The organism is Aeromonas sp. QDB18, assembly GCF_027705325.1.
Lineage (GTDB): Bacteria > Pseudomonadota > Gammaproteobacteria > Enterobacterales > Aeromonadaceae > Aeromonas > Aeromonas caviae.
Genome location: NZ_JAPDBQ010000008.1, coordinates 21,504 through 42,841, shown reverse-complemented (window position 1 = coordinate 42,841; position 21,338 = coordinate 21,504). Strand labels below are relative to the sequence as shown.

Below are 21,338 nucleotides of genomic sequence, written 5' to 3'. Positions count from 1 at the left end.
CCACAACCAAGGTACTTCCCGTGAGAATCTTTTCCGGCCTGGGCGGCAAGCTGTTGCTGGCCTTCTCCCTGATGGCGCTGCTGACCCTGGGGGCCTCCCTGCTGGGGTGGTTCGGCCTCAGCCACCTGCGCCAGCTGGAGCAGGGGGTGCAGCAGACCCTGGCGGATCAGGAGCTGGCCCGCACCCTGGCGCGGCTCGGCGGCGAGATCCAGAGCTCCTCCCACCTGCTGGCCTCCGCGACCAGCGAGGGGGAGCGGGAGCATCAGGGGCGGTTGCTCACCCTGCAGGGGCAGCAGATGCAGCACGTGCTGGAGCAACTGGGCCATGGTGGCGGCAAGGCGGCGTCTGACGAGCTGCATCGCCTCAGCCAGACCATCATCGGCAACCTGGGCCAGCAGGGCTGGCTGGTGGGAGAGCGGCTCACGCTGATGGCCGAAGGAGGCGCGTTGCGCTCCCGGCTGGTGACGGCCGCCGGTCAGGTAGCGGAGCTGGCCAGGAGCCAGGTGGAGAACGCCGAAACCGTGATGGTGGCCGGGCTCGGCTCTCTCTATTCGCTGCAGGGGCGCCCAGCAGATGGGGCGATCGATCGGCTGCTGGAGCAGGATCTCGACTGGCTGGAGCAGATGACGGAGCTGCGCCACCGCACCCTGATGCAGCAGCAGCGCATCGAGGAGATCTGGCGCAGCGACCGGCAGGCCGGGCTGCTGACCCTGCTGCAGGAGGTGCGTCGTGAGCTGGCCATCCTGCGGCTGCGCGCCGGGGCGGTGACGGATCCGGCCCGTCGCCAGGCGGTGGAGCAGGCGCTGACCGTGCTGGAGCAGAGCGACCGACTGGTGCAGCTGCGCAGCGACTGGCTCGGCAAGGGGGAGGCGCTGCGGGTGCTAGCCGCCGCCAACGAGGCCCTGATGGAGAGCCTCAACCGCGAGGTCGGCACCCTGGTGAACCAGGCCCAGGACTCTCTGGGAGAGAGCCAGCAGGCTCTGAGCCAGCGCCTCAAGCTGCTGGAGCAGGCCCTGATGGTGATCGGCCTGCTTACCCTGGTGCTGCTCATCCTGCTGATGTGGCGCATGGTTTATGGTCGCATCGTCTGGCCGTTGCAGCATGCGGTCGCCGGGATGAGCCGGTTGGCCAGGGGGGATCTGGCGCCCCTGACGCCGGTCGGGGAGGCGGGGCGCGACGAGCTGGCTGAGCTGGGGCGGGCGCTGCAGGTGTTTCGCGACAACGCCATCGAGCTTGGCCGCTACCAGCGGGAGCTGGAGTCGCGGGTCGAGGAGCGCACGGAGCAGCTCAGCCACGCCAATGCGCGCCTCAACGAGGAGGTGGAGAAACAGCGGCTGGCTCGCGCCGAGGCGGAGCAGGCCAACCGGGCCAAGTCGGTGTTCCTCGCCACCATGAGCCACGAAATTCGCACCCCCATGAACGGCATCCTCGGCGGCCTCACCCTGCTGGAGGATACCCATCTTAGCGAGACCCAGCAGCGCTACCTGGCCGCCATCGAGCAGAGCGGTGAATCCCTGCTGGAGATCCTCAACGACATTCTCGACTACTCCAAGATCGAGGCGGGCCATGTGGAGGCGCGCCGCGAGCCCTTCTCCCTGCGCCCGCTGGCCGAGGAGCTGATCGCCCTGTTCGGGCCGAGGGCCGACGCGAAAGGGGTGACGCTGGTGCTGGAGTTCGCCCCCTCGCTCCCCCCCGTGGTGGAGGGGGATCTGGGCAAGCTGCGCCAGGTGCTCGCAAACCTTCTTGGCAATGCGGTCAAGTTCACCGGTGAGGGGCGCATCACCCTGGTGGTGGCGCCGCTCGCCTGTGCGGGTCCCTGCGCCGAGCCCTGCATCCGTTTCGTGGTGAAAGACACGGGCCCCGGCATCCCGTCCGGGGAGCAGGAGGCGGTGTTCGAGGCCTTCCACCAGCGCAAGCGGGACATGGGGCATCAGGGGGGGACGGGGCTCGGGCTTGCCATCAGCCGCCGGCTGGTGGCCGCCATGGGGGGAGAGCTCACGCTCTCCAGCGAACCGGGGCAGGGGTGTGAATTCAGCTTCAGCCTGCCGCTGCAGCGCTCGGCAGCCCAGCTGCCGGCCAGCGCCCAGCCGGTGCGCCTCGGCCAGCCGCGGGAGATCCTGCTGGTGGAGGACAACGAGATCAACCGGCTGGTGGCCCAGGGCATGCTGACGCGCCTCGGCCACCGGGTCACCCTGGCCGAGGACGGGCGCAGCGCGCTGGCGCGGGTGACCGAGCGTCCCTTCGAGCTGGCCCTGCTCGACATCAACCTGCCGGACATGGATGGCCCGACCCTGCGCGAGGATCTGGTGGCCATCAGCGAGGAGGAGCATGGCTGCGGCCTGCCCGCCATCGCCATCTCCGCCCAGATGTACCCCGAGGACGTGCGCACCTGCCTCACCGCCGGGTTCGCCGACTTTGTCGGCAAGCCGGTACGGCTGGCGGCCCTGGCCGCGGCCATCGACCGGCTGTATCAGGGGGAAGACGGGGGGGAGATGCCGGACGTGCCGGGCGACTCCGGGAGTGCTCCGGAGGCGGCGAACCCGATACTGGAGGCGGATCTGGCCCTGCTGGGCGGCCCGCGCATCCGCCAGCTGATCGGACTGTTTGCCTCCCAGGGGGCGGCCCTGGTGGCCGAACTGGCAAGCAGCGAGGGGGAGGCGCGGCGGGCGTTGGCCCACAAGCTCAAGGGGAGCGCCCTGGCGCTCGGGCTGGGCACCTTCGCGGCGCAGTGCGCCGCCGTGGAGGAGGGGGGCGGTGACCCGGCACGGCTGCCCATGTACTTTGACGAGGCGATGGCCGGTCTAGAGTCGTGGCAGGCGCGGCACCTGCCGCCGGCATAAGCAATCCCGTGGCGCCCGCTCTCAGGGGCTATTCCGCGTTGCGATAGAGCTCCTGCTTGCAGCGGGGGCAGATGTGCTGGCGCCGGTAATCCAGCTGGTGCACCAGACCGACTTCCAGCTGCTGGTGGTGACCGCAATGAATGCAAAAGACGATGTCGCCATCGGTGGCGCCGGGGTGGGCCGCCAGGTATTGCTCCCGGGTGGGCAGCGACTCCCAGCGGGTGACGCAGGCCCCCTTGCGGCTGCCGGTGTAATAGACCCAGTAGAAGAGAGCGAAGACCGCGACAATCAAGAACAGCATCAGGTGATCCATCATGGTGTTTCCCCTTGTGGTCCGGGATGAAAACGCATGGCGTGTGCCGCATCGGGCCGGGCGGATGCGACGCTCAATAAAATGTTATCTGTTAATAACCGCTGCAACCTTGATCTGGCCCCGGTTTTGCGGCCTGCGCGGGGGAGAGGGGCGAATCGGGAACCGCTGGGTGAGTGCCGGATGGCTCGAACCTGGAGGCCATGCGGATTTCGAGATTTGCGACGTATTTTACATTTTATAAACAATTTTTTGGGTGGTTGGACTGTCTCTTTGATCCAGCTCACGTTACAATGCGCGGGCCCACTTCACCTATCGCGCAAACGATTTTCAGGAGATAAACGGATGTTGAAACGTGACATGACCATCGCCGGCTATGATCCAGAGCTGTGGCAGGCCATCACAGACGAGACCCGTCGTCAGGAAGAGCACATCGAGCTGATTGCGTCCGAGAACTACACCAGCCCCCGCGTCATGGAAGCCCAGGGCTCCCAGTTGACCAACAAGTACGCCGAAGGCTACCCGGCCAAGCGTTACTACGGCGGTTGCGAGTATGTGGATGTGGTTGAAACCCTGGCCATCGAGCGCGCCAAAGAGCTGTTCGGTGCCACCTACGCCAACGTGCAGCCGCACTCCGGCTCCCAGGCCAACAGCGCCGTCTACATGGCCCTGCTGCAACCGGGCGACACCGTCCTCGGCATGAACCTGGCCCACGGCGGTCACCTGACCCACGGCTCCCCCGTCAACTTCTCCGGCAAGCTGTACAACATCATCCCCTACGGCATCGACGAGTCCGGCAAGATCGACTACGACGAGATGGAGCGCCTGGCCGTTGAGCACAAGCCGAAGATGATGATCGGCGGCTTCTCCGCCTACTCCGGCATCGTCGACTGGGCCCGCATGCGCGAAATCGCCGACAAGATCGGTGCCTACCTGTTCGTGGACATGGCCCACGTGGCCGGTCTGATTGCCGCTGGCGTCTACCCGAACCCGGTGCCCCACGCCCACGTGGTCACCTCCACCACCCACAAGACCCTGGCCGGTCCGCGCGGTGGTCTGATCCTCTCCGCCGCCGACGACGAAGATCTGTACAAGAAGCTGAACTCCGCCGTCTTCCCGGGTGGTCAGGGCGGCCCGCTGATGCACGTCATCGCCGGCAAGGCAGTGGCCTTCAAGGAAGCGCTGGAGCCCGAGTTCAAGACCTACCAGGCCCAGGTCGTGAAGAACGCCAAGGCCATGGCGGCGACCTTTATCGAGCGCGGCTACAAGATCGTCTCCGGCGGTACCGACAACCATCTGATGCTGGTTGACCTGATCGGTCGCGAGCTGACTGGCAAAGATGCCGATGCAGCCCTCGGCAAGGCCAACATCACCGTCAACAAGAACTCGGTACCGAACGACCCGCGTTCCCCGTTCGTGACCTCCGGCGTGCGTATCGGCACCCCGGCCATCACCCGCCGCGGCTTCAAGGAAGCCGAGTCCATCCAGTTGGCCAACTGGATCTGCGACGTGCTGGACAGCCACGACAACGAAGAAGTGCTGGCGACCGTGCGCGAGAAGGTGCTGGACATCTGCCGCCGCTTCCCGGTCTACGCATAATCAGCCTGACCTTCAGGTTGAAGACCAATGCCACCCTCGGGTGGCATTGTTTTTTGCAGCGTCTGGCAAGATGAGACAGAGGTGATCATGTGCGATGACATGGAAGAGGACGCGCTGGAGGCGTCACTGCGGCAGACGGTTCGAACCCAGTACCACTTTCGCGCCAGCGAACAGGGGCTGCTGGCCTGGGATGTGCGCCGCTTGATCCGGCTGAGCCGCAACCTGCCGGTGCAGGCGGTGGCACTCGGCGAGATTGCCGAGCTTGACCGCGACCTGGTACGGCCATGGCGACGCCACGCCCACGGTGCACAGCGTGGTGGCGCATTGCCAGCTCATGATGGCGGCGGATCTCGCCTATCCCATCCTGCTGGACAGCGCCGGCCGGGTGATGGATGGCATGCACCGGGTGGGCAAGGCGCTGATGCTGGGTCACAGCCATGTGGCTGCTCGCCGGTTCGCGGCGGATCCTGCCCCCGATTACCAGGATTGCGACCCCGAGGCGTTGCCCTATGACGACTGAGTCCTGCCCGAAGGTCTGGCTGGTTGTCCCTTGTTTTCATGGGCTTTTACCGGTTCTGGATGGCCGTGTTACACTGGCCGGCCTAGCGCCAGCCCCCGGGGCCCGCGCCCATTTTCATCCACGCCGGAGGTCAGATGCATTGCCCTTTCTGTAGTGCCGTTGATACCAAGGTGATCGATTCCCGTCTGGTGGCCGAGGGCCATCAGGTGCGCCGCCGTCGCGAATGCCTGCTCTGTCACGAGCGTTTTACCACCTTCGAAATGGCCGAACTGGTCATGCCCCGCGTCATCAAGTCCAACGGCTCCCGCGAGCCCTTCAACGAAGACAAGCTGCGTGCCGGCATTCTGCGGGCGCTGGAGAAGCGGCCGGTGAGCATGGAGGCCATCGAGAAGGCGGTCAACCACATCAAGTCCCGCCTGCGGGCCACCGGTGAGCGGGAGGTGGCCTCCCAGCTGGTGGGCAATCTGGTGATGGATGAGCTCAAGAGCCTGGACAAGGTGGCCTACATCCGCTTTGCCTCCGTCTACCGCAGCTTTGAAGACATTCGCGAATTCGGGGAAGAGATCGCCAAGCTGGAGAAGTAACGTCGGCCTGTCGCTCCTTATGTGAATAAGAGAGGGGCTGCCGTTGCGGCAGCGCCAGTTGTTACACCAGTGAGACATCCAGATAGCGCATCGTTGCACTGGTGAAAAAGTATGAGGGCGTGCGGCCGCATCCTGCGATGTGTGTGCCCGTCGCCATGGCGTCAGATGCCATGGCCGATCTGCCCGATAAGGCGTGCTGCAAGCGCGTACACCCTATTTTCTTGTCCCATCGGATGGCCGTGCCACGGGGGACAGGTTGCTGGACACAGGAGCCCGGATGTTTAGTCAAGACGATTACCAATGGATGAGCCGGGCCCTCGAACTGGCCCGGCGCGGCCGTTACACCACGGCTCCCAACCCCTGCGTCGGCGCCGTGCTGGTGAAGGCCGGCGTGGTGGTGGGGGAGGGCTGGCACAAGCGGGCCGGTGAGCCCCATGCCGAGGTCTATGCCCTGCACGCGGCAGGGGAAGAGGCCCGCGGTGCCACCGCCTATGTGACCCTGGAGCCCTGCTCCCATCATGGTCGCACGCCGCCCTGCGCCGAGGCGCTCATCAAGGCCGGGGTGACCCGGGTGGTGGCTGCCATGGTGGATCCCAATCCCCAGGTGGGCGGGCGCGGCCTGCGGATGCTCTCCGAGGCGGGGATCAAGACCGATTTCGGCCTGCTGGCCGCGGAAGCCGAGGCCCTCAATCCCGGTTTCTTCAAGCGGATGCGCACCGCGTTTCCGCTGGTGACGGTCAAGCTGGGGGCGAGCCTGGATGGTCGCACCGCCATGGCGAGTGGCGAGAGCCAGTGGATCACCTCTCCGGAGGCGCGCCGGGACGTGCAGCGGCTGCGGGCCCGTCACGATGCAGTCCTCTCCAGCGCCGAAACCGTGCTGGCGGATGGCGCCTCCCTCACCGTGCGCTGGGACGATCTGCCCCCCTCGGTCAAGGCGGTCTATCCCAAAGAGACCCTGCGCCAGCCACTGCGGGTCATCGTGGATTCGCAAAACCGGCTCACCCCGGATCTGCCCCTGTTCCAGAGCGAGAGCCCGGTACTGCTGGCCCGCCACAAGGCATCCGGTGAGTGGCCCGCCTGGGTGCAGCAGTTGGAAGTGCCGCTGCTGGATGGCAAGCTGGATCTGGTCAGTCTGTTCATGCTGCTGGCCAAACAGAACGTCAACTCGGTACTGGTGGAGGCGGGGCCACGGCTGTGCGGCGCCCTGCTGGAGAAGGGGCTGGTGGACGAGCTTGTGCTCTATCAGGCGCCCAAACTGATGGGGGATGAGGGGCGCGGCCTGTTCCATCTGCCGGGGCTGACCCGGCTGTTCCAGGCCCCCAAACTCAACCTCAAGGATGTGCGCATGCTTGGCCAGGATATTCGCATCACTGCGAAAATAGCCTGATTTTTCAATGTTCACGGGGGCATCCGTCGCCCCCGTCATCAGCAAGGTGATCTGCATGTTTACCGGAATTATCGAAGCGGTGGGAACCCTGGCCGAGCTGCGTCGCCAGGGGGAGGACATGGCCCTCACCGTGCACGCGCCGACCCTGGACTTCAGTGACGTCAAGCTGGGCGACTCCATCGCCACCAACGGCGTCTGTCTCACCGTGGTGGCGCTCGGGGATCACAGCTACACCGCCGACGTCTCCCTGGAAACCCTCTCCCGCACCGGTTTTTCTGCCGCCAAGGTGGGAGATCCGGTCAACCTCGAGAAGGCGTTGATGCCCACTTCCCGCCTCGGCGGCCACCTGGTCTCCGGCCACGTGGACGGCATCGGCGAGGTGAAGAGCAAATCGTCCAGCGGCCGCGCCATCGAATACTGGATCAAGGCGCCGGGGGAGCTCTCGCGCTACATCGCCGAGAAGGGCTCCATTGCGGTGGATGGCATCAGCCTCACCGTCAATGCGGTTCAGGGGGATCTGTTCCGGCTGACCATTGTGCCCCACACCGCCCAGGAGACCACCATCGCCCGCTGGAAACCCGGCTACCGGGTCAATCTCGAGGTGGACCAGATAGCCCGCTATCTGGAGCGGCTGATGACGGGCAAGCGCGAGGAGAGCAGTGCCTCTACCCTGACCCTGGAAAAGCTGGCCCAGTCCGGATTCTTGTGAGCCGTTTTGACGGGAAAACGCGGTTCTGTGATCCCGCGCGGATTGAAACGGGGCCGCGTGCCCCCATCTAGAGCACAATACGCAGTATCAAGTCGAGCCGACTGGCTCAATCCCCAAGCATGTTGATGGAGTAGCCCATGGCGCTGAGCACGACCCAGGAAATCATTGCCGATATCAAGGCTGGCAAGATGGTGATCCTGATGGATGACGAAGACAGGGAGAACGAAGGGGACCTGATCATGGCCGCCTCCTGTGTCCGCCCGGAAGACATCAACTTCATGGCGCGCTACGGTCGTGGCCTCATCTGCCTGACCCTGACCCGGGATCGCTGCAAGCAGCTGGCGCTGCCGCTGATGGTCGATCGCAACAATGCCCAGTTCTCCACCGCCTTCACCGTCTCCATCGAGGCGGCGGAAGGGGTGACCACTGGCATCTCCGCCGCCGACCGCGCCGTCACTGTACAGGCCGCGGTGGCGCCCCATGCCAAGGCCGCCGATCTGGTGCAGCCCGGCCACATCTTCCCGCTGATGGCGCAGGATGGCGGTGTGCTGACCCGCGCCGGCCACACCGAAGCGGGCTGCGATCTGGCCCGGCTGGCCGGCTTCGAGCCTGCCTCCGTCATCGTCGAGATCCTCAACGAAGACGGCACCATGGCCCGGCGCCCGGATCTCGAGATCTTCGCCGAGCAGCACGGCATCAAGCTCGGAACCATCGCCGACCTTATCGAATACCGCAACCAGCACGAGACCACGGTAGAGAAAGTGGCCGAGTGCAAGTTGCCCACCGAATACGGCGAGTTCGACCTCGTCACCTTCCGCGACACCATCGACAACCAGGTGCACTTCGCCCTGAAGAAAGGGGACGTGAAGGCCGACCAGCCGACCCTGGTACGGGTGCACCTGCACGACGTGCTGAGCGATCTGCTGCTCACCGACCGCCACAGCGCCCGCAGCTGGCCGCTGCCCAAATCCATGGCCCGCATCGCCGACGAGGGCGGGGTGCTGGTGATCCTGGGGGCGGAAGCCCATGGCGCCGAGCTGCTGGCCAGGGTCAAGGGTTTTGAAGCCGCCGACAAGGGGCTGGCACCGGAAGGGGCCAAGTGGCAGGGCACCTCGCGCCGGGTCGGGGTCGGTTCCCAGATCCTCAAGGCGCTGGGGGTCGGCAAGATGCGCCTGTTGAGCTCCCCCAAGAAGTACCATGCCCTCGGTGGCTTTGGTCTGGAAGTGGTGGAGTACGTCGGCGAGTAAGCGCTGCGTATGGTTGAATTCATCACCATGGCCGCCCGTTGCGGCCATGGTTTTTGTCGCGGCTCTGTTGTGCTAGAATGCGTGCACTTTTGAGCCCGGCCCCTAATTGATTGCACAGAGACAGGATTTCCAATGAAGATTATCGAAGGAAATATCGCCGCTCCCGAGGCGCGTGTTGCTATTGTCGTTGCCCGTTTCAACAGCTTCATCAATGACAGCCTGGTGAACGGCGCGCTGGACGTGCTGAAGCGTCAAGGTCAGGTCCAGGAGAGCAATCTGACCCTGGTGCGCGTACCGGGGGCCGTCGAAATTCCCCTGGCGGCCAAGAAGCTGGCCAAGAGCGGTCAATACGACGCCATCGTCGCACTCGGCACCGTCATCCGCGGCGGTACCTACCACTTCGAACTGGTAGCGAGCGAGAACGGCAAGGGTCTGGCCCAGGTGATGATGGAATACGACATTCCCGTTGCCTTCGGCGTGCTGACCACCGAAAACATTGAACAAGCCATCGAACGCGCCGGTACCAAGGCGGGTAACAAGGGTGCAGAGGCTGCACTGAGCGCGCTCGAAATGATCAACGTCCTGAAACAACTGGACGTGTAACGAGGAGAAATGCATTGAAACCGTCCGAGCGCCGTAAGGCCCGCCATTGCGCCACCCAGGCCATCTACCAGTGGCAGATGACCCAGGCCAACGTGGGCGACATCGAAGAGCAGTTCAAGATCGATCAGGACACCAAGGGTGTGGACCTGAACTATTTCCGCGATCTGCTGTTCGGGGTAGCGGTCCACTGCAACGAGCTGGACAAGGTGTTCGCGCCTTTCCTCTCCCGTCCGCTGGAAGAAGTGGACATGGTGGACAAGGCGATCCTGCGTCTGGCGACCTACGAGCTGACCCGTCGTGAAGATGTGCCGCCACGCGTGGTGATCAACGAAGCGATCGAGCTGGCCAAAGCCTTCGCCGCCGATGACAGCCACAAGTTTGTCAACGGCGTCCTGGACAAGGTGATCAAGACGCTGCCCAAGCGTTGATCCTGCTGTCCGTCAGCAATTAAGAGAGGAGCCAGCTTATTGCTGGCTTTTTACTGTATGGGTGAATTTGAGCTGATTGAGAAGTACTTCAAGGCCCCCCACGCCCGCAAGGACGTGGTGATGGGCCCTGGAGATGACTGTGCCCTGCTGACCCTGCCCCCCGACGCCCAGTTGGCGGTGAGCACGGACACCCTGGTGAGCGGCGTGCACTTCTTCCCCGACATGGATCCGGTGGATCTCGGCTACAAGGCGCTGGCGGTCAATCTCTCCGATCTGGCCGCCATGGGGGCCGAGCCGCGCTGGGTCTCCCTGGCCCTGACCCTGCCCGCCATCAACGAGCGCTGGGTCGCCGGTTTCGCCGAAGGGTTCCTCGAGCTCGCCGAGTACTACAACGTGGCGCTGGTGGGGGGAGACATGACCCGCGGGCCCCTCTCCATCACCGTCTCGGTGAAAGGATCGGTCCCGGCAGGTCGCGCCCTGATGCGCAGCGGCGCCAAGGCCGGTGACGGGGTCTACGTGACCGGTACCCTGGGGGATGCCGCCCTGGCGCTCTCCCACCTGCTGGGCAAGCGCACCCTCAACGAGAACCAGCTGGCGGCCGTGCTGCCGCGCCTCGACCATCCCCATCCCCGCATCCTGGCCGGTCAGGCCCTGCGCGGGCTGGCCAGCAGCGCCCTGGATCTCTCCGACGGCCTGGCGTCTGATCTCGGCCACATCCTCAAGGCGTCCGGCGTGCGGGCCCAGATCGATCTCGATCTGCTGCCCCTCTCCCCCGTGTTGCAGGATGCGGTGCCGGCCATGGATGCCTGGCAGCTGGCCCTGGCCGGGGGCGACGACTACGAGCTCTGCTTCACCGTGCCCCAGGAGCATCACGGCGCCCTGGACACGGCGCTGGCCAATTGTGGCGTGAAGTTCACCCGCATCGGTCGCATCCTGGCCGGGGAGCCTGGCATCGACTACCTGCAGGACGAACAACCCGTCGAACTGCACCTCAAGGGCTGGGATCACTTCGCATGATGTCTTTCAAGATAAAGCCCGAACTGACGCGGCTGAACCTTAAAAACCCGCTCCACTTCCTTGCGGTTGGGTTTGGCTCCGGCCTCTCCCCCAAGGCGCCGGGCACCATGGGGACCCTGGCAGCCATCCCGCTCTATCTGTTGGTGAGCGGGCTGCCGACCTCCTGGTTCATCGTCCTGCTGGTGGTGGGTTTCGTGGCGGGCATCCGCATCTGCCAGAGCGCCACCGACGCCATCGGGATGCCGGATCACGGGGCTATCGTCTGGGACGAGGTCATCGGATTCGGGGTCACCATGATTGCGGCCCCGGCCGGCTGGGAGTGGGTGCTGGCGGGTTTCGTGCTGTTTCGCCTGTTCGACGTGCTCAAGCCCTGGCCCATCTCCTGGTTCGATCGCCGCATTCACGGCGGGCTTGGCATCATGCTGGACGATCTCATCGCCGGCCTGTTTGCCCTGGCCTGCATGCAACTGCTTGCCCACTGGTGAGGGGAGGCGGCTCCCGAACGCCCGTCTCGTTGTTTTTTCACTCATCTCCTCTTGCAAAGAGGTCGGATATACCGCACACGCAGGCCCTGAGGGGCCTGCGTTTTTTTGTATGCAATCCCTCCCGGCTTGCCGTGCCGGCGGGCCTGTGGCCCAGGTTGATCCTTCTGCATTGTCCCTATTTAGCTCTGCCTATTTTTCCTTACTCCAGATATGCTGCCGTCAAAAAATCATTTCACATAAATATTCACTACTCATTCGAAGCTGGCCAGCATAATGCTGATAGTGAATAAGATGGTTTGTTGCTATTTTGTTGAAACATAATTGGTTGATGGTCTCGCATTGCCAGCGTAATCTCTGGTAATGTGACTTTTATCGACATTTTAACCCCAGGGTGTCGGCATTCTCTGGGCAAAGTATTGCGAAATTGTATAACTGGATCATTTACACCCGCGGGCAAACCGACTAATTTACTCGCGGGTTATTCCAAAAAAATGCAAAAAACCCGCCCGGATCGCTGGTTTGGCTGCCTCATTGATTGAGCGTTAATTACACAACAACGGCTCTCGAGCAGTACCAAGGCACAACCAGCATCTGCGGCTGATTTACGGACGAATTATTTGGGACGGATGTCCCCCGCAGAGGTAACCATGTCCTTGCTTGAAGTAAAGAACTTGCGGATCGAGTACCCCTCCCGCTACGGGGTGCTTGCCGCGGTCAAGGATCTCTCTTTTTCTGTTGAAAAGGGCGAGATCGTCGGCGTCGTCGGTGAGTCCGGCGCTGGCAAATCCACCATCGGCAACGCCGTCATCGATCTGTTGAGCCCGCCCGGTCGCATCGCCCGTGGTGACATCTACCTCAACGGCGAGCTCATCTCCGGCAAGAGCCAGAACGAGATGCGGGCCATTCGCGGCTCGCGCATCGGTTTCATCTTCCAGGATCCCATGACCTCCCTCAACCCGCTGTTCACCGTGGAGCAGCAGCTGGTGGAGACCATCCTCGCCAACACCGACCTGTCTCGCGAGGCGGCCTTTGCCAAGGCCCTCGAGCTGATGGGGGCGGTGGGGATCCCGAACCCGGATGTGCGCATCAAGCAGTATCCTCACCAGTTCTCCGGTGGCATGCGCCAGCGGGTGGTGATCGCCATCGCCCTCTCCGGGGATCCCGAGCTCATCATCGCCGATGAGCCGACCACGGCGCTGGACGTCTCCATCCAGGATCAGATCCTCCAGCTCATCCGCAACCTGTGCAAAGAGCGCCAGGTCGGCTGCATGCTGGTGACCCATGACATGGGGGTGGTCTCCAACGTCACCGACAAGGTGGCGGTGATGTACCGCGGCGATCTGGTGGAGTTCGGCACCACCGAACAGGTGCTGGGCCGCCCCAATCACCCCTATACCCGCAGCCTCATCTCGGCGGTTCCCCGCTCGGATGTGAAGCTGGTGCGCTTCCCCCTGGTCTCCTATATCGAGGATGCCGGTGCGGCGGATACCAGCATCGATCTCAAGACCCACTGGCTCGGCCAGAGTCAGGACGAGCGCACCTATGAAGGCGCGCTGTTGCGGGTGGAGAACGTGGATCTGAAGTTCGTCACCAAGGATTCCATCTTCCCGAGCCGCCGCCAGTACGTGCGCGCCTGCAACAACATCAGCTTCGAGATCTTCGAGGGTGAGACCTTCGGTCTGGTGGGGGAGTCGGGCTCCGGCAAGTCCACCATCGCCCGTGCCATCACCGGGCTCTATCCGCCCGACACCGGCAAGATTGTCTTCGAGGGGATCGATCTCACCGCCCTGAAAGGGGAACACGAGCGTCGCCCCCTGCGCCGCCAGATGCAGATGGTGTTCCAGAACCCGTACTCTTCGATGAACCCGCGCATGAAGGTGCGTGACATCATCGCCGAGCCGATCCGCTTCCACCGCCTCGCCGAGAGCGAGCGGCAGATAGAGCAGATCGTCGGGGACCTGCTGGATCACGTGGGCCTGGGCCGCGGCGCCGGGGTCAAGTATCCCCATGAGTTCTCCGGTGGTCAGCGCCAGCGCATCTCCATTGCCCGCGCCCTGGCGACCCGCCCGCGCTTCCTCATCTGCGACGAGCCCACCTCGGCGCTGGATGTCTCGGTGCAGGCCCAGATCCTCAACCTGCTCAAAGACTTGCAACAGGAGCTTGGGCTCACCATGCTGTTCATCAGTCACGATCTGCCGGTCATCCGCCAGATGTGCGACCGCATCGGTGTGATGCAGCACGGTCATCTGGTGGAAGTGGCCGAGACCGAGAAACTGTTCACCAATGCCGAGCATGAGTACAGCCGCAAGCTGATCTCCCTCATGCCGGAATTCAAGGGAATGTCCCGCGAGGGGCTGGAAATCGCAAGCTAGGAAAGCACCGGTTCGCCGGTTTGTCTGTCAATAAAAAGCCAAAAGCATGGAGAAAGACATGAAGAAAGGATTATCCAAGATCGCCATGGCGCTGTTCGCCGCTGGTCTCGCGTTCAACGTTTCTGCTGCCGACATCAAGGTCGCCGTCGCGTCCGACGCCACCTCGCTGGACCCGCAGGAGCAGCTCTCCGGTCAGACCCTGGAGATGTCTCACCTGGTGTTTGACCCCCTGATGCGTTACACCCAGGATCTGCAGTTCGAGCCGCGTCTGGCCGAGAAGTATGAGCGCATCGACGACAAGACCGTCCGTTTCCACCTGCGCAAGGGTGTGAAGTTCCACTCCGGCAACGACTTCACCGCCGATGACGTGGTATGGACCGTCAACCGTCTGAAGGCCTCCCCGGACTTCAAGGCGATCTTCGACCCCATCGCCGAAGCCAAGAAGGTGGATGATTTCACCGTGGATCTCGTCACCGCCAAGCCGTTCCCGCTGGTACTGCAGACCGTCACCTACATCTTCCCGATGGACTCCAAGTTCTATAGCGGCAAGACCGAGGCGGGCAAGGACAAGGCCGAGATCGTGAAGAACGGTGACTCCTTCGCCTCCACCAATGTCTCCGGTACCGGTCCGTTCAGCGTCAAGTTCCGCGAGCAGGGCGTGAAGCTGGAATACGTGCGCAACGCCAACTACTGGGACAAGGCCTCCAAGGGCAACGTCGAAAACCTGACCGTGGTACCGATCAAGGAAGACGCCACCCGTGTTGCAGCCCTGCTGGGCGGCGACGTGGACATGATCTACCCGGTTGCCCCGAACGATCTGGAGCGCGTGAAGAACGGCAAGGATTCCCAGCTGGTCACCCTGTCCGGTACCCGTGCCATCATCATCGAGCTGAACCAGAACACCAACCCGGCGCTGAAAGACAAGCGCGTGCGTCAGGCGATCAACTACGCCATCAACCAGGTGGGCATCGTTGACAAGATCAACAAGGGCTTCGGTACCCCGGCCGGCCAGCTGAGCCCGAAAGGCTACGCAGGCTACAACGAGGCGCTCAAGCCCCAGTATGATCTGGCCAAGGCCAAGGAGCTGATGAAGGAAGCCGGTTACGAGAAGGGCTTCAAGATGAGCTTCATCTCCCCGGCTGCCCGCTACGTCAACGACGTCAAGATTGCCCAGGCCGTCTCCGCCATGCTGTCCAAGATCAACATCAAGGTGGATCTGAAGACCATGCCGGTGGCCCAGTACTGGCCGGAGTTTGACAAGTGCGCCGCTGACATGCAGCTGATCGGCTGGCACTCCGACACCGAAGACAGTGCGAACTTCTTCGAGTTCCTGACCTTCACCAAGGATGCCAAGACCGGCATGGGTCAGTACAACTGCGGCGGTTATGCCAACGCAGAAGCTGACAAGATGGTGATGGAAGCCAACACCGAGACCGATCCTGCCAAGCGTGCCGCCATCCTGCAGAAGGTGGAAGCCATGCTGATCGACGACGCTGCCTATGTGCCGCTGCACTGGGAAGACCTGGCCTACGGTGCCAAGAAGAACGTCGACATCAAGCCGGTGGTCAACGTGATGAACTTCCCTTATCTGGGTGACCTGGTGGTCAACAAGTAAGCGAAGCGTTTAAGGAAGGACCCGGCGGGGCACCCATGGTTGCCCCGCCATTAACAGAAGCCTGTGCCAAGACACAGGCCACGTAGAAGGACAAGCATGTTTACATTCCTGCTGAAACGGTTCTATCAGGCCGTGATAGTGATGTTCGTCATCAGCCTGGTCGCCTTCTCCATCCAGGACAACCTGGGGGATCCGCTGCGCGAGCTGGTGGGACAATCCGTCTCCGAGTCCGTGCGCCAGGAGCTGCGCGACAAGATGGGACTCAATGATCCCTTCCTCGTGAAATACAGCCGCTTCTTGAAGAACGCGGTACACGGGGATCTGGGCACTTCCTATTTCTTCAAGCGACCAGCCCTCGAGGTTATCCTCGACAAGCTGGTGGCTACCCTTGAGCTGGTGTTTGCCGCCGCGCTCATCATCGTCGTGGTCTCCATTCCGCTGGGGGTTTATTCGGCGATAAGACCGCGCAGTTTCCTGACCAAGCTCATCATGGCGGTGAGCAGCATCGGCATCTCGATCCCGGTCTTCCTGACCGCCATCATGCTGATGTACCTCTTCTCCATCCAGCTGGGCTGGCTGCCGGCCTATGGCCGTGGCGAGACTTACAACCTGCTGGGCTGGGAGTCGGGATTCTTTACCTGGGACGGTATCCTGCACCTGGTGCTGCCTGCGGTCTCCCTCTCGTCCATCATGCTGCCGCTGTTCATCCGGCTGGTGCGCTCGGAGATGCTGGAGCAGCTCTCCTCCGAGTACGTCAAGTTTGCCCGTGCCAAGGGGCTGGACAACAACAAGGTCTACTACCAGCACGCCCTGAAGAACACCATGCTGCCGGTCATCACGGTGGGCGGTGTGCAGATCGGGACCATGGTGGCCTACACCATCCTGACCGAGAGCGTGTTCCAGTGGCCGGGGACCGGCTTCCTGTTCCTTGAGGCGATCCACCGGGTCGATACGCCGCTGATCACCGCCTACGTCATCTTCGTCGGCCTCATTTTCGTGGTGACCAATACCCTGGTCGACCTGCTCTACGGGTTGATCAACCCGACCGTCAACCTGACCGCCAAGGGGTAACAGATGACTAACGCTGTAACTGCAAGCCCAAGCCGTTGGGCACGCTTCAAAAATTCCGACATCGTCTACTACTTCCTGCGGGACAAGGTAGCCATGTTCAGCTTCGCGGTGTTTGTGGTCTTCGTGCTGGCGGCTCTGCTGGCACCCTGGATCGCACCGCACAACGTCTATGACCAGACCAGCTTCGATCTGATGGATGCGGAGCTGCCCCCCTCCTGGCTGGAAGGGGGCGAGGCCCGCTTCTGGCTCGGGACCGACAACCAGGGACGCGACATCTGGAGCACCATCCTCTATGGCGCCCGCATCTCGCTGACCATTGGTCTGTTCGCGGTGGGGCTGCAGCTGGTGCTCGGTATCGTCATCGGTCTGATGGCCGGTTACTTTGGTGGTCGCATCGACAACCTGCTGATGCGCTTTGCCGATGTGCAGCTGTCGTTCTCCACCATGATGGTGGCGATCATCATCTCCGCCATCTTCCAGGCGACCTTTGGCTCCGAGTTCTACTCGAAGTTCGCCATCCTGATGCTGGTGGTGATCATCGGTATCGCCGAGTGGCCCCAGTATGCCCGGACGGTACGCGCCTCCGTGCTGGCGGAGAAGAAGAAGGAGTATGTGGAAGCAGCTCAGGTGATGGGGTTCCGCGCCCCGCGCATCATGTTCCGCCATATTCTGCCGAACTGCCTGTCACCCATCCTGGTCATCTCCACCGTGCAGGTGGCGAACGCCATCATGAGCGAGGCGGCCCTCTCCTTCCTGGGCCTGGGGATGCCGGTTGATCAACCGTCCCTGGGGTCGCTCATCAGTGTGGGCTTCAACTACATCTTCTCCGGATCCTGGTGGATCACTGCCTTCCCGGGCCTCTGCCTGGTGGTGCTGGTGCTGGTGATCAACCTGCTGGGTGACTGGCTGCGGGATGTGTTCAACCCGAAGATCTACAAGGGCTGATAAACCTATCCACGAACTGGCTGCGAGGCCGTGATCAAGGTTCATGTGCTGCTCACTTATGTGGAATCAGGAGTGCTCATGTATGTCTCGGTTCCTGAGCGGCTTGTAACCTTGTTGACGGCCTTCTCGCGACAGTGTGTGAGCAGGGTTGGTCTGGCACAGTGAATAACAAAAAAAAGGCGCCATAAGGCGCAATGCTGTTCACTTAAGAGAATTTGAGTTCCAGTCCACGTAGTATCAGGACAAAAAAGCGAGGGAGGCATGATGCCTCCCTCTTTCTATTGCAAGCCCCGCTGGATAAAGACTGGAGGAAGATCGACTGGACACAGCCTTGCCCCCTCAACTCAAATCCAATTTATGAATAATCAGTCAAAAAAGTGCTTATCTGAACAGCATTGGCCATAAGGCGCCCTTTTTATTACTTGCAATAACCCTTGTCAGGCCTGCAGCCAGCTCTCGATGCGGGTCTGAATGCCCACGCTGTCCAGCCCCAGCAGGGCGTAGATCTCATCCTGGGTGCCCTGCTCGATGAAGCGATCCGGCAGGCCGAGGTTGAGCACCGGTTTGCACTGCTTGCAGCCCATCAGCAGCTCGTTCACCGCAGAGCCTGCACCGCCCATGATGGCGTTGTCCTCGAGGGTGACGAACTGATCGTGGGAGGCGGCCAGAGAGAGCACCAGCGCCTCGTCCATGGGTTTGACGAAGCGCATGTCCACCAGGGTGGCATCCAGCGCCTCTGCGGCTGCTCTGGCCTGTTGCAGCAGGGTGCCGAACGCCAGGATGGCGGTCCCCTTGCCCTCGCGAACGACACGTCCCTTGCCGAGGGGCAGGGCCTGCATCTCGCTCTCGGCCTGGATACCGGTGCCGCTACCACGGGGGTAGCGCACCGCCACTGGTCCGTTGCACAGATAGCCGGTGTAGAGCATCTGGCGGCACTCGTTCTCGTCGGACGGGGTCATCACCACCATGTTGGGCACGGTGCGCAGGAAGCTGATGTCGAACGCCCCCTGATGGGTCGGGCCGTCGGCCCCCACCAGACCGGCCCGGTCGATGGCGAAGAGCACCGGCAGGTTCTGCAGCGCCACGTCGTGGATCAGCTGGTCGTAGGCCCGCTGCAGGAAGCTCGAATAGATGGCGACCACGGGTTTCTGGTCGGCGATGGCGAGACCGGCGGCGAAGGTGACCGCATGTTGCTCGGCGATGGCCACGTCGAAGTAGCGATCCGGATATTGCTGGCTGAATTTCACCAGACCGGAGCCTTCGCGCATGGCGGGGGTGATACCGACCACGCGCTCATCCTTGGCGGCGATATCGCACAGCCACTGACCGAAGATGGCGGAGAAGGTGGGTTTGCCACCGGCGCTCTTGGGCAGGGCACAGTCATCCGGGTTGAATTTGGGGACGGCGTGATAGCCGATGGGATCTTTTTCCGCCGGCTCGTAGCCCTTGCCCTTCTTGGTCTTGACGTGCAGCAGCTGGGGACCCTTGAGGTTGCGCATGTTGCGCAGGGTTTCGACCAGGGCATGGATGTCGTGACCGTCGATGGGGCCGATGTAGTTGAAGCCGAACTCCTCGAACAGGGTGCCGGGCACCACCATGCCCTTGAGGTGCTCCTCGGCCCGCTTGGCGAGCTCCTTGACCGGCGGCAGACCCGCCAGCACCTTCTTGCCTCCCTCGCGAATGGTGGTGTAGAGCTTGCCGGACATCAGCCTGGCGAGGTGATTGTTCAGGGCTCCCACGTTCTCGGAGATGGACATCTCGTTGTCGTTGAGCACCACCAGCATGTCCTTGTGGACATCGCCGGCGTGATTGAGGGCCTCGAAGGCCATGCCGGCGGTGATGGCGCCATCACCGATGACCGCGACCACCTTGCGGCCAAGCCCTTCGCTCTCGGCCGCCACCGCCATGCCGAGCGCTGCCCCGATGGAGGTGCTGGAGTGGCCCACGCTGAGCACGTCGTACTCGCTCTCTTCCCGCCAGGGGAAGGGGTGCAGGCCATCTTTCTGGCGAATGGTGTGAATGCGCTCCCGTCGTCCGGTCAGGATCTTGTGGGGATAGGCCTGGTGGCCTACGTCCCACACCAGCCGATCGAAGGGGGTGTTGTAGACATAGTGCAGGGCAACCGTCAGCTCGACGGTGCCAAGGCCGGAGGCGAAGTGGCCGCTGGAGCGGCTCACCGAGCGCAGCAGATACTCGCGCAGCTCGTTGCACACCACGGGCAGCCGCTCGAAGGGGAGGGATCGCAAATCGACCGGCGTGTCTGCGAGGGCCAGGTTGGGGAAATCGCTAATATCAACGCTCATATTGTTACTGTTATCCAGCGTTTAGTGGGTTCGCTCGATGATGTAATCGGCAAACGCTTCCAGAATGTCGGTATTGTAGGGCAAGGATTGCAGGGCTGTTAAGGCCTTGTCATGCAGTTCGCGAGCCAGCTCACGGGCATTGTCGAGTCCGAGCAGGGCCGGATAGGTACTCTTTTCCAGCGCCAGATCCGAGCCTTGCGGCTTGCCCAGGGTGGCAGTATCGCCCGTGATGTCGAGGATGTCGTCCTGCACCTGGAAGGCGAGTCCGATGGCGGCGGCATAGGTTTGCAGGGCGGTGAGGGTGGCGGGGTCCACGTCAGCCTTGCACAGGGCGCCGAGGGTCACGGCGCACTCGATGAGGGCCCCGGTCTTGTGGCGGTGCACCTGCTCCAGCTCGGCGAGGCTGATCCGGCGCCCTTCGGCGTCCAGATCCAGTGCCTGACCGCCGCACATGCCGAGATAGCCGGACGCGCGGGCCAGGGCACTCAGCATCCGCACCCGGTTGGCCATCAATGTATCGGGCATGGGGTGGTCGGCCAGAATGGAAAACGCCAGGGTCTGCAGGGCATCGCCCGCCAGGATGGCTGTGCCTTCATCGAAGGCCTTGTGTACGGTGGGCTGACCACGACGCAGGTCGTCGTCGTCCATGGCGGGCAAGTCGTCGTGCAGGAGGGAGTATGCGTGAATGCACTCCACGGCGGCGGCGGGGCCATCCAGCAGTTCGCTCTTGACGCCCAGCATCTCGCCAACGGCATAGACCAGGAAGGGGCGCACCCGTTTTCCACCGAGCAGCAGGCCGTATTTCATCGCGTCCCGCAAACGTGGCGCCATGGCGGGCAGGGCGTCAAGCTGTGCCGAGAGGCAATCGTCGATGCGGCGCCGATGCAGGCGGGAGAAATCGTCCAGGGTCACTCACTCCTCTCCTTGTTCTGCTCGAAAGGGGACCGCTTGCTCGCTGCCATCGGCCTGGGTCAGGAGGATCTGGATCTTCTGTTCGGCCTGTTCCAGCTTCTGCTGGCCGGCACGCACCAGATGGATGCCCTGTTCGAATTGTTTGAGTGCCTCCTCGAGGGGGAGCGAGCCCTGTTCGAGTTGATGCACTATGGTTTCCAGCTCTTCCAGGGTGGCATCAAAACTCAGACGGTCGATTTTTTTACTGGCCATGTCCATCCTCGGGGATTGAAAAAAACGGCTCATCTTAACATCGACCGGCCACAGGGGGGAGGCAGAAAAACGCGGCGTCCTCAAACTATCCTGACCCTGGCCGATAAGAACGGGCATGCAACCACGCATTGCCGATCGG

General features: G+C 62.8%; 18 protein-coding genes and 1 pseudogene. 15 read left to right on the top strand and 4 right to left on the bottom strand.

From position 1 onward, the window contains the following. The first annotated feature begins 20 nt into the window (after positions 1-20). A complete protein-coding gene (gene torS / locus OKC30_RS02930) occupies positions 21-2,840 on the top strand; it encodes a TMAO reductase system sensor histidine kinase/response regulator TorS (protein WP_270698052.1) in 2,820 nt (939 codons plus the stop codon). 28 nt (positions 2,841-2,868) lie between these two features. Here torS and OKC30_RS02925 read toward each other — a convergent pair whose 3' ends face one another. Next, entirely contained in the window at positions 2,869-3,156 is a 288-nt protein-coding gene (locus OKC30_RS02925) for a hypothetical protein (protein ID WP_160837307.1), read from the bottom strand. A 339-nt stretch (positions 3,157-3,495) separates the two neighbouring features. Between OKC30_RS02925 and glyA the strand changes: the two genes are divergently transcribed. The 14 genes and pseudogenes from glyA to OKC30_RS02855 all read left to right on the top strand — a co-directional run bounded on the left by glyA (position 3,496) and on the right by OKC30_RS02855 (position 17,732). After that, positions 3,496-4,749, top strand: coding sequence for a serine hydroxymethyltransferase (gene glyA, locus OKC30_RS02920; RefSeq protein ID WP_010675397.1), 1,254 nt, complete (start codon positions 3,496-3,498; stop codon positions 4,747-4,749). 87 nt (positions 4,750-4,836) lie between these two features. Further along, positions 4,837-5,269, top strand: a pseudogene (locus tag OKC30_RS02915) (hypothetical protein). Positions 5,270-5,403: 134 nt separating this feature from the next. Continuing rightward, complete coding sequence (gene nrdR, locus OKC30_RS02910; protein WP_010675395.1) at positions 5,404-5,853, top strand: transcriptional regulator NrdR; 450 nt, start codon at positions 5,404-5,406, stop codon at positions 5,851-5,853. A 277-nt stretch (positions 5,854-6,130) separates the two neighbouring features. After that, positions 6,131-7,240 carry a bifunctional diaminohydroxyphosphoribosylaminopyrimidine deaminase/5-amino-6-(5-phosphoribosylamino)uracil reductase RibD gene (gene ribD / locus OKC30_RS02905; protein ID WP_160837305.1) on the top strand — a complete coding sequence of 370 codons (1,110 nt, stop codon included), beginning with the start codon at positions 6,131-6,133 and terminating at the stop codon, positions 7,238-7,240. A gap of 55 nt (positions 7,241-7,295) precedes the next feature. Then, positions 7,296-7,949, top strand: a complete 654-nt coding sequence (locus tag OKC30_RS02900; RefSeq protein ID WP_039040359.1) for a riboflavin synthase — start codon at positions 7,296-7,298, stop codon at positions 7,947-7,949. A gap of 137 nt (positions 7,950-8,086) precedes the next feature. After that, the gene (ribBA, locus tag OKC30_RS02895; protein ID WP_039040299.1) at positions 8,087-9,196 is read left to right on the top strand and encodes a bifunctional 3,4-dihydroxy-2-butanone-4-phosphate synthase/GTP cyclohydrolase II; all 1,110 of its coding nucleotides are present in this window, start codon (positions 8,087-8,089) and stop codon (positions 9,194-9,196) included. A gap of 132 nt (positions 9,197-9,328) precedes the next feature. After that, positions 9,329-9,799, top strand: a complete 471-nt coding sequence (ribH, locus tag OKC30_RS02890) for a 6,7-dimethyl-8-ribityllumazine synthase (protein ID WP_010675391.1) — start codon at positions 9,329-9,331, stop codon at positions 9,797-9,799. A gap of 14 nt (positions 9,800-9,813) precedes the next feature. Then, positions 9,814-10,227: a transcription antitermination factor NusB gene (nusB, locus tag OKC30_RS02885; RefSeq protein ID WP_010675390.1), complete on the top strand. Its 414-nt coding sequence runs from the start codon at positions 9,814-9,816 to the stop codon at positions 10,225-10,227. Between the two features lie 57 nt (positions 10,228-10,284). Further along, the gene (gene thiL, locus OKC30_RS02880; RefSeq protein WP_160837303.1) at positions 10,285-11,244 is read left to right on the top strand and encodes a thiamine-phosphate kinase; all 960 of its coding nucleotides are present in this window, start codon (positions 10,285-10,287) and stop codon (positions 11,242-11,244) included. Beyond that, positions 11,241-11,729 carry a phosphatidylglycerophosphatase A family protein gene (locus OKC30_RS02875; protein WP_043153244.1) on the top strand — a complete coding sequence of 163 codons (489 nt, stop codon included), beginning with the start codon at positions 11,241-11,243 and terminating at the stop codon, positions 11,727-11,729. Before thiL ends, OKC30_RS02875 begins: the two co-directional genes overlap by 4 nt. A 647-nt stretch (positions 11,730-12,376) precedes the next feature. Further along, on the top strand, positions 12,377-14,101 hold the full coding sequence (locus tag OKC30_RS02870; RefSeq protein ID WP_010675387.1) for a dipeptide ABC transporter ATP-binding protein: 1,725 nt from the start codon (positions 12,377-12,379) through the stop codon (positions 14,099-14,101). A gap of 58 nt (positions 14,102-14,159) precedes the next feature. Beyond that, positions 14,160-15,716 carry an ABC transporter substrate-binding protein gene (locus OKC30_RS02865; protein ID WP_010675386.1) on the top strand — a complete coding sequence of 519 codons (1,557 nt, stop codon included), beginning with the start codon at positions 14,160-14,162 and terminating at the stop codon, positions 15,714-15,716. 96 nt (positions 15,717-15,812) lie between these two features. Further along, positions 15,813-16,787 (top strand): ABC transporter permease, encoded by a 975-nt coding sequence (locus OKC30_RS02860; protein ID WP_010675385.1) that lies wholly within the window; start codon positions 15,813-15,815, stop codon positions 16,785-16,787. A 3-nt stretch (positions 16,788-16,790) separates the two neighbouring features. After that, the gene (locus OKC30_RS02855) at positions 16,791-17,732 is read left to right on the top strand and encodes an ABC transporter permease (protein WP_029314771.1); all 942 of its coding nucleotides are present in this window, start codon (positions 16,791-16,793) and stop codon (positions 17,730-17,732) included. A gap of 437 nt (positions 17,733-18,169) precedes the next feature. On the opposite strand, the gene dxs is transcribed toward OKC30_RS02855, so the two are convergent. From dxs to xseB, 3 genes are read right to left on the bottom strand one after another with little or no spacing between them, the layout of a single operon-like run. Further along, entirely contained in the window at positions 18,170-20,035 is a 1,866-nt protein-coding gene (gene dxs, locus OKC30_RS02850; protein WP_010675383.1) for a 1-deoxy-D-xylulose-5-phosphate synthase, read from the bottom strand. A gap of 21 nt (positions 20,036-20,056) precedes the next feature. Further along, positions 20,057-20,947, bottom strand: coding sequence for a (2E,6E)-farnesyl diphosphate synthase (ispA, locus tag OKC30_RS02845; protein WP_160837299.1), 891 nt, complete (start codon positions 20,945-20,947; stop codon positions 20,057-20,059). Beyond that, on the bottom strand, positions 20,948-21,199 hold the full coding sequence (xseB, locus tag OKC30_RS02840) for an exodeoxyribonuclease VII small subunit (protein ID WP_010675381.1): 252 nt from the start codon (positions 21,197-21,199) through the stop codon (positions 20,948-20,950). It abuts the gene before it with no gap. Positions 21,200-21,338: the final 139 nt, after the last annotated feature.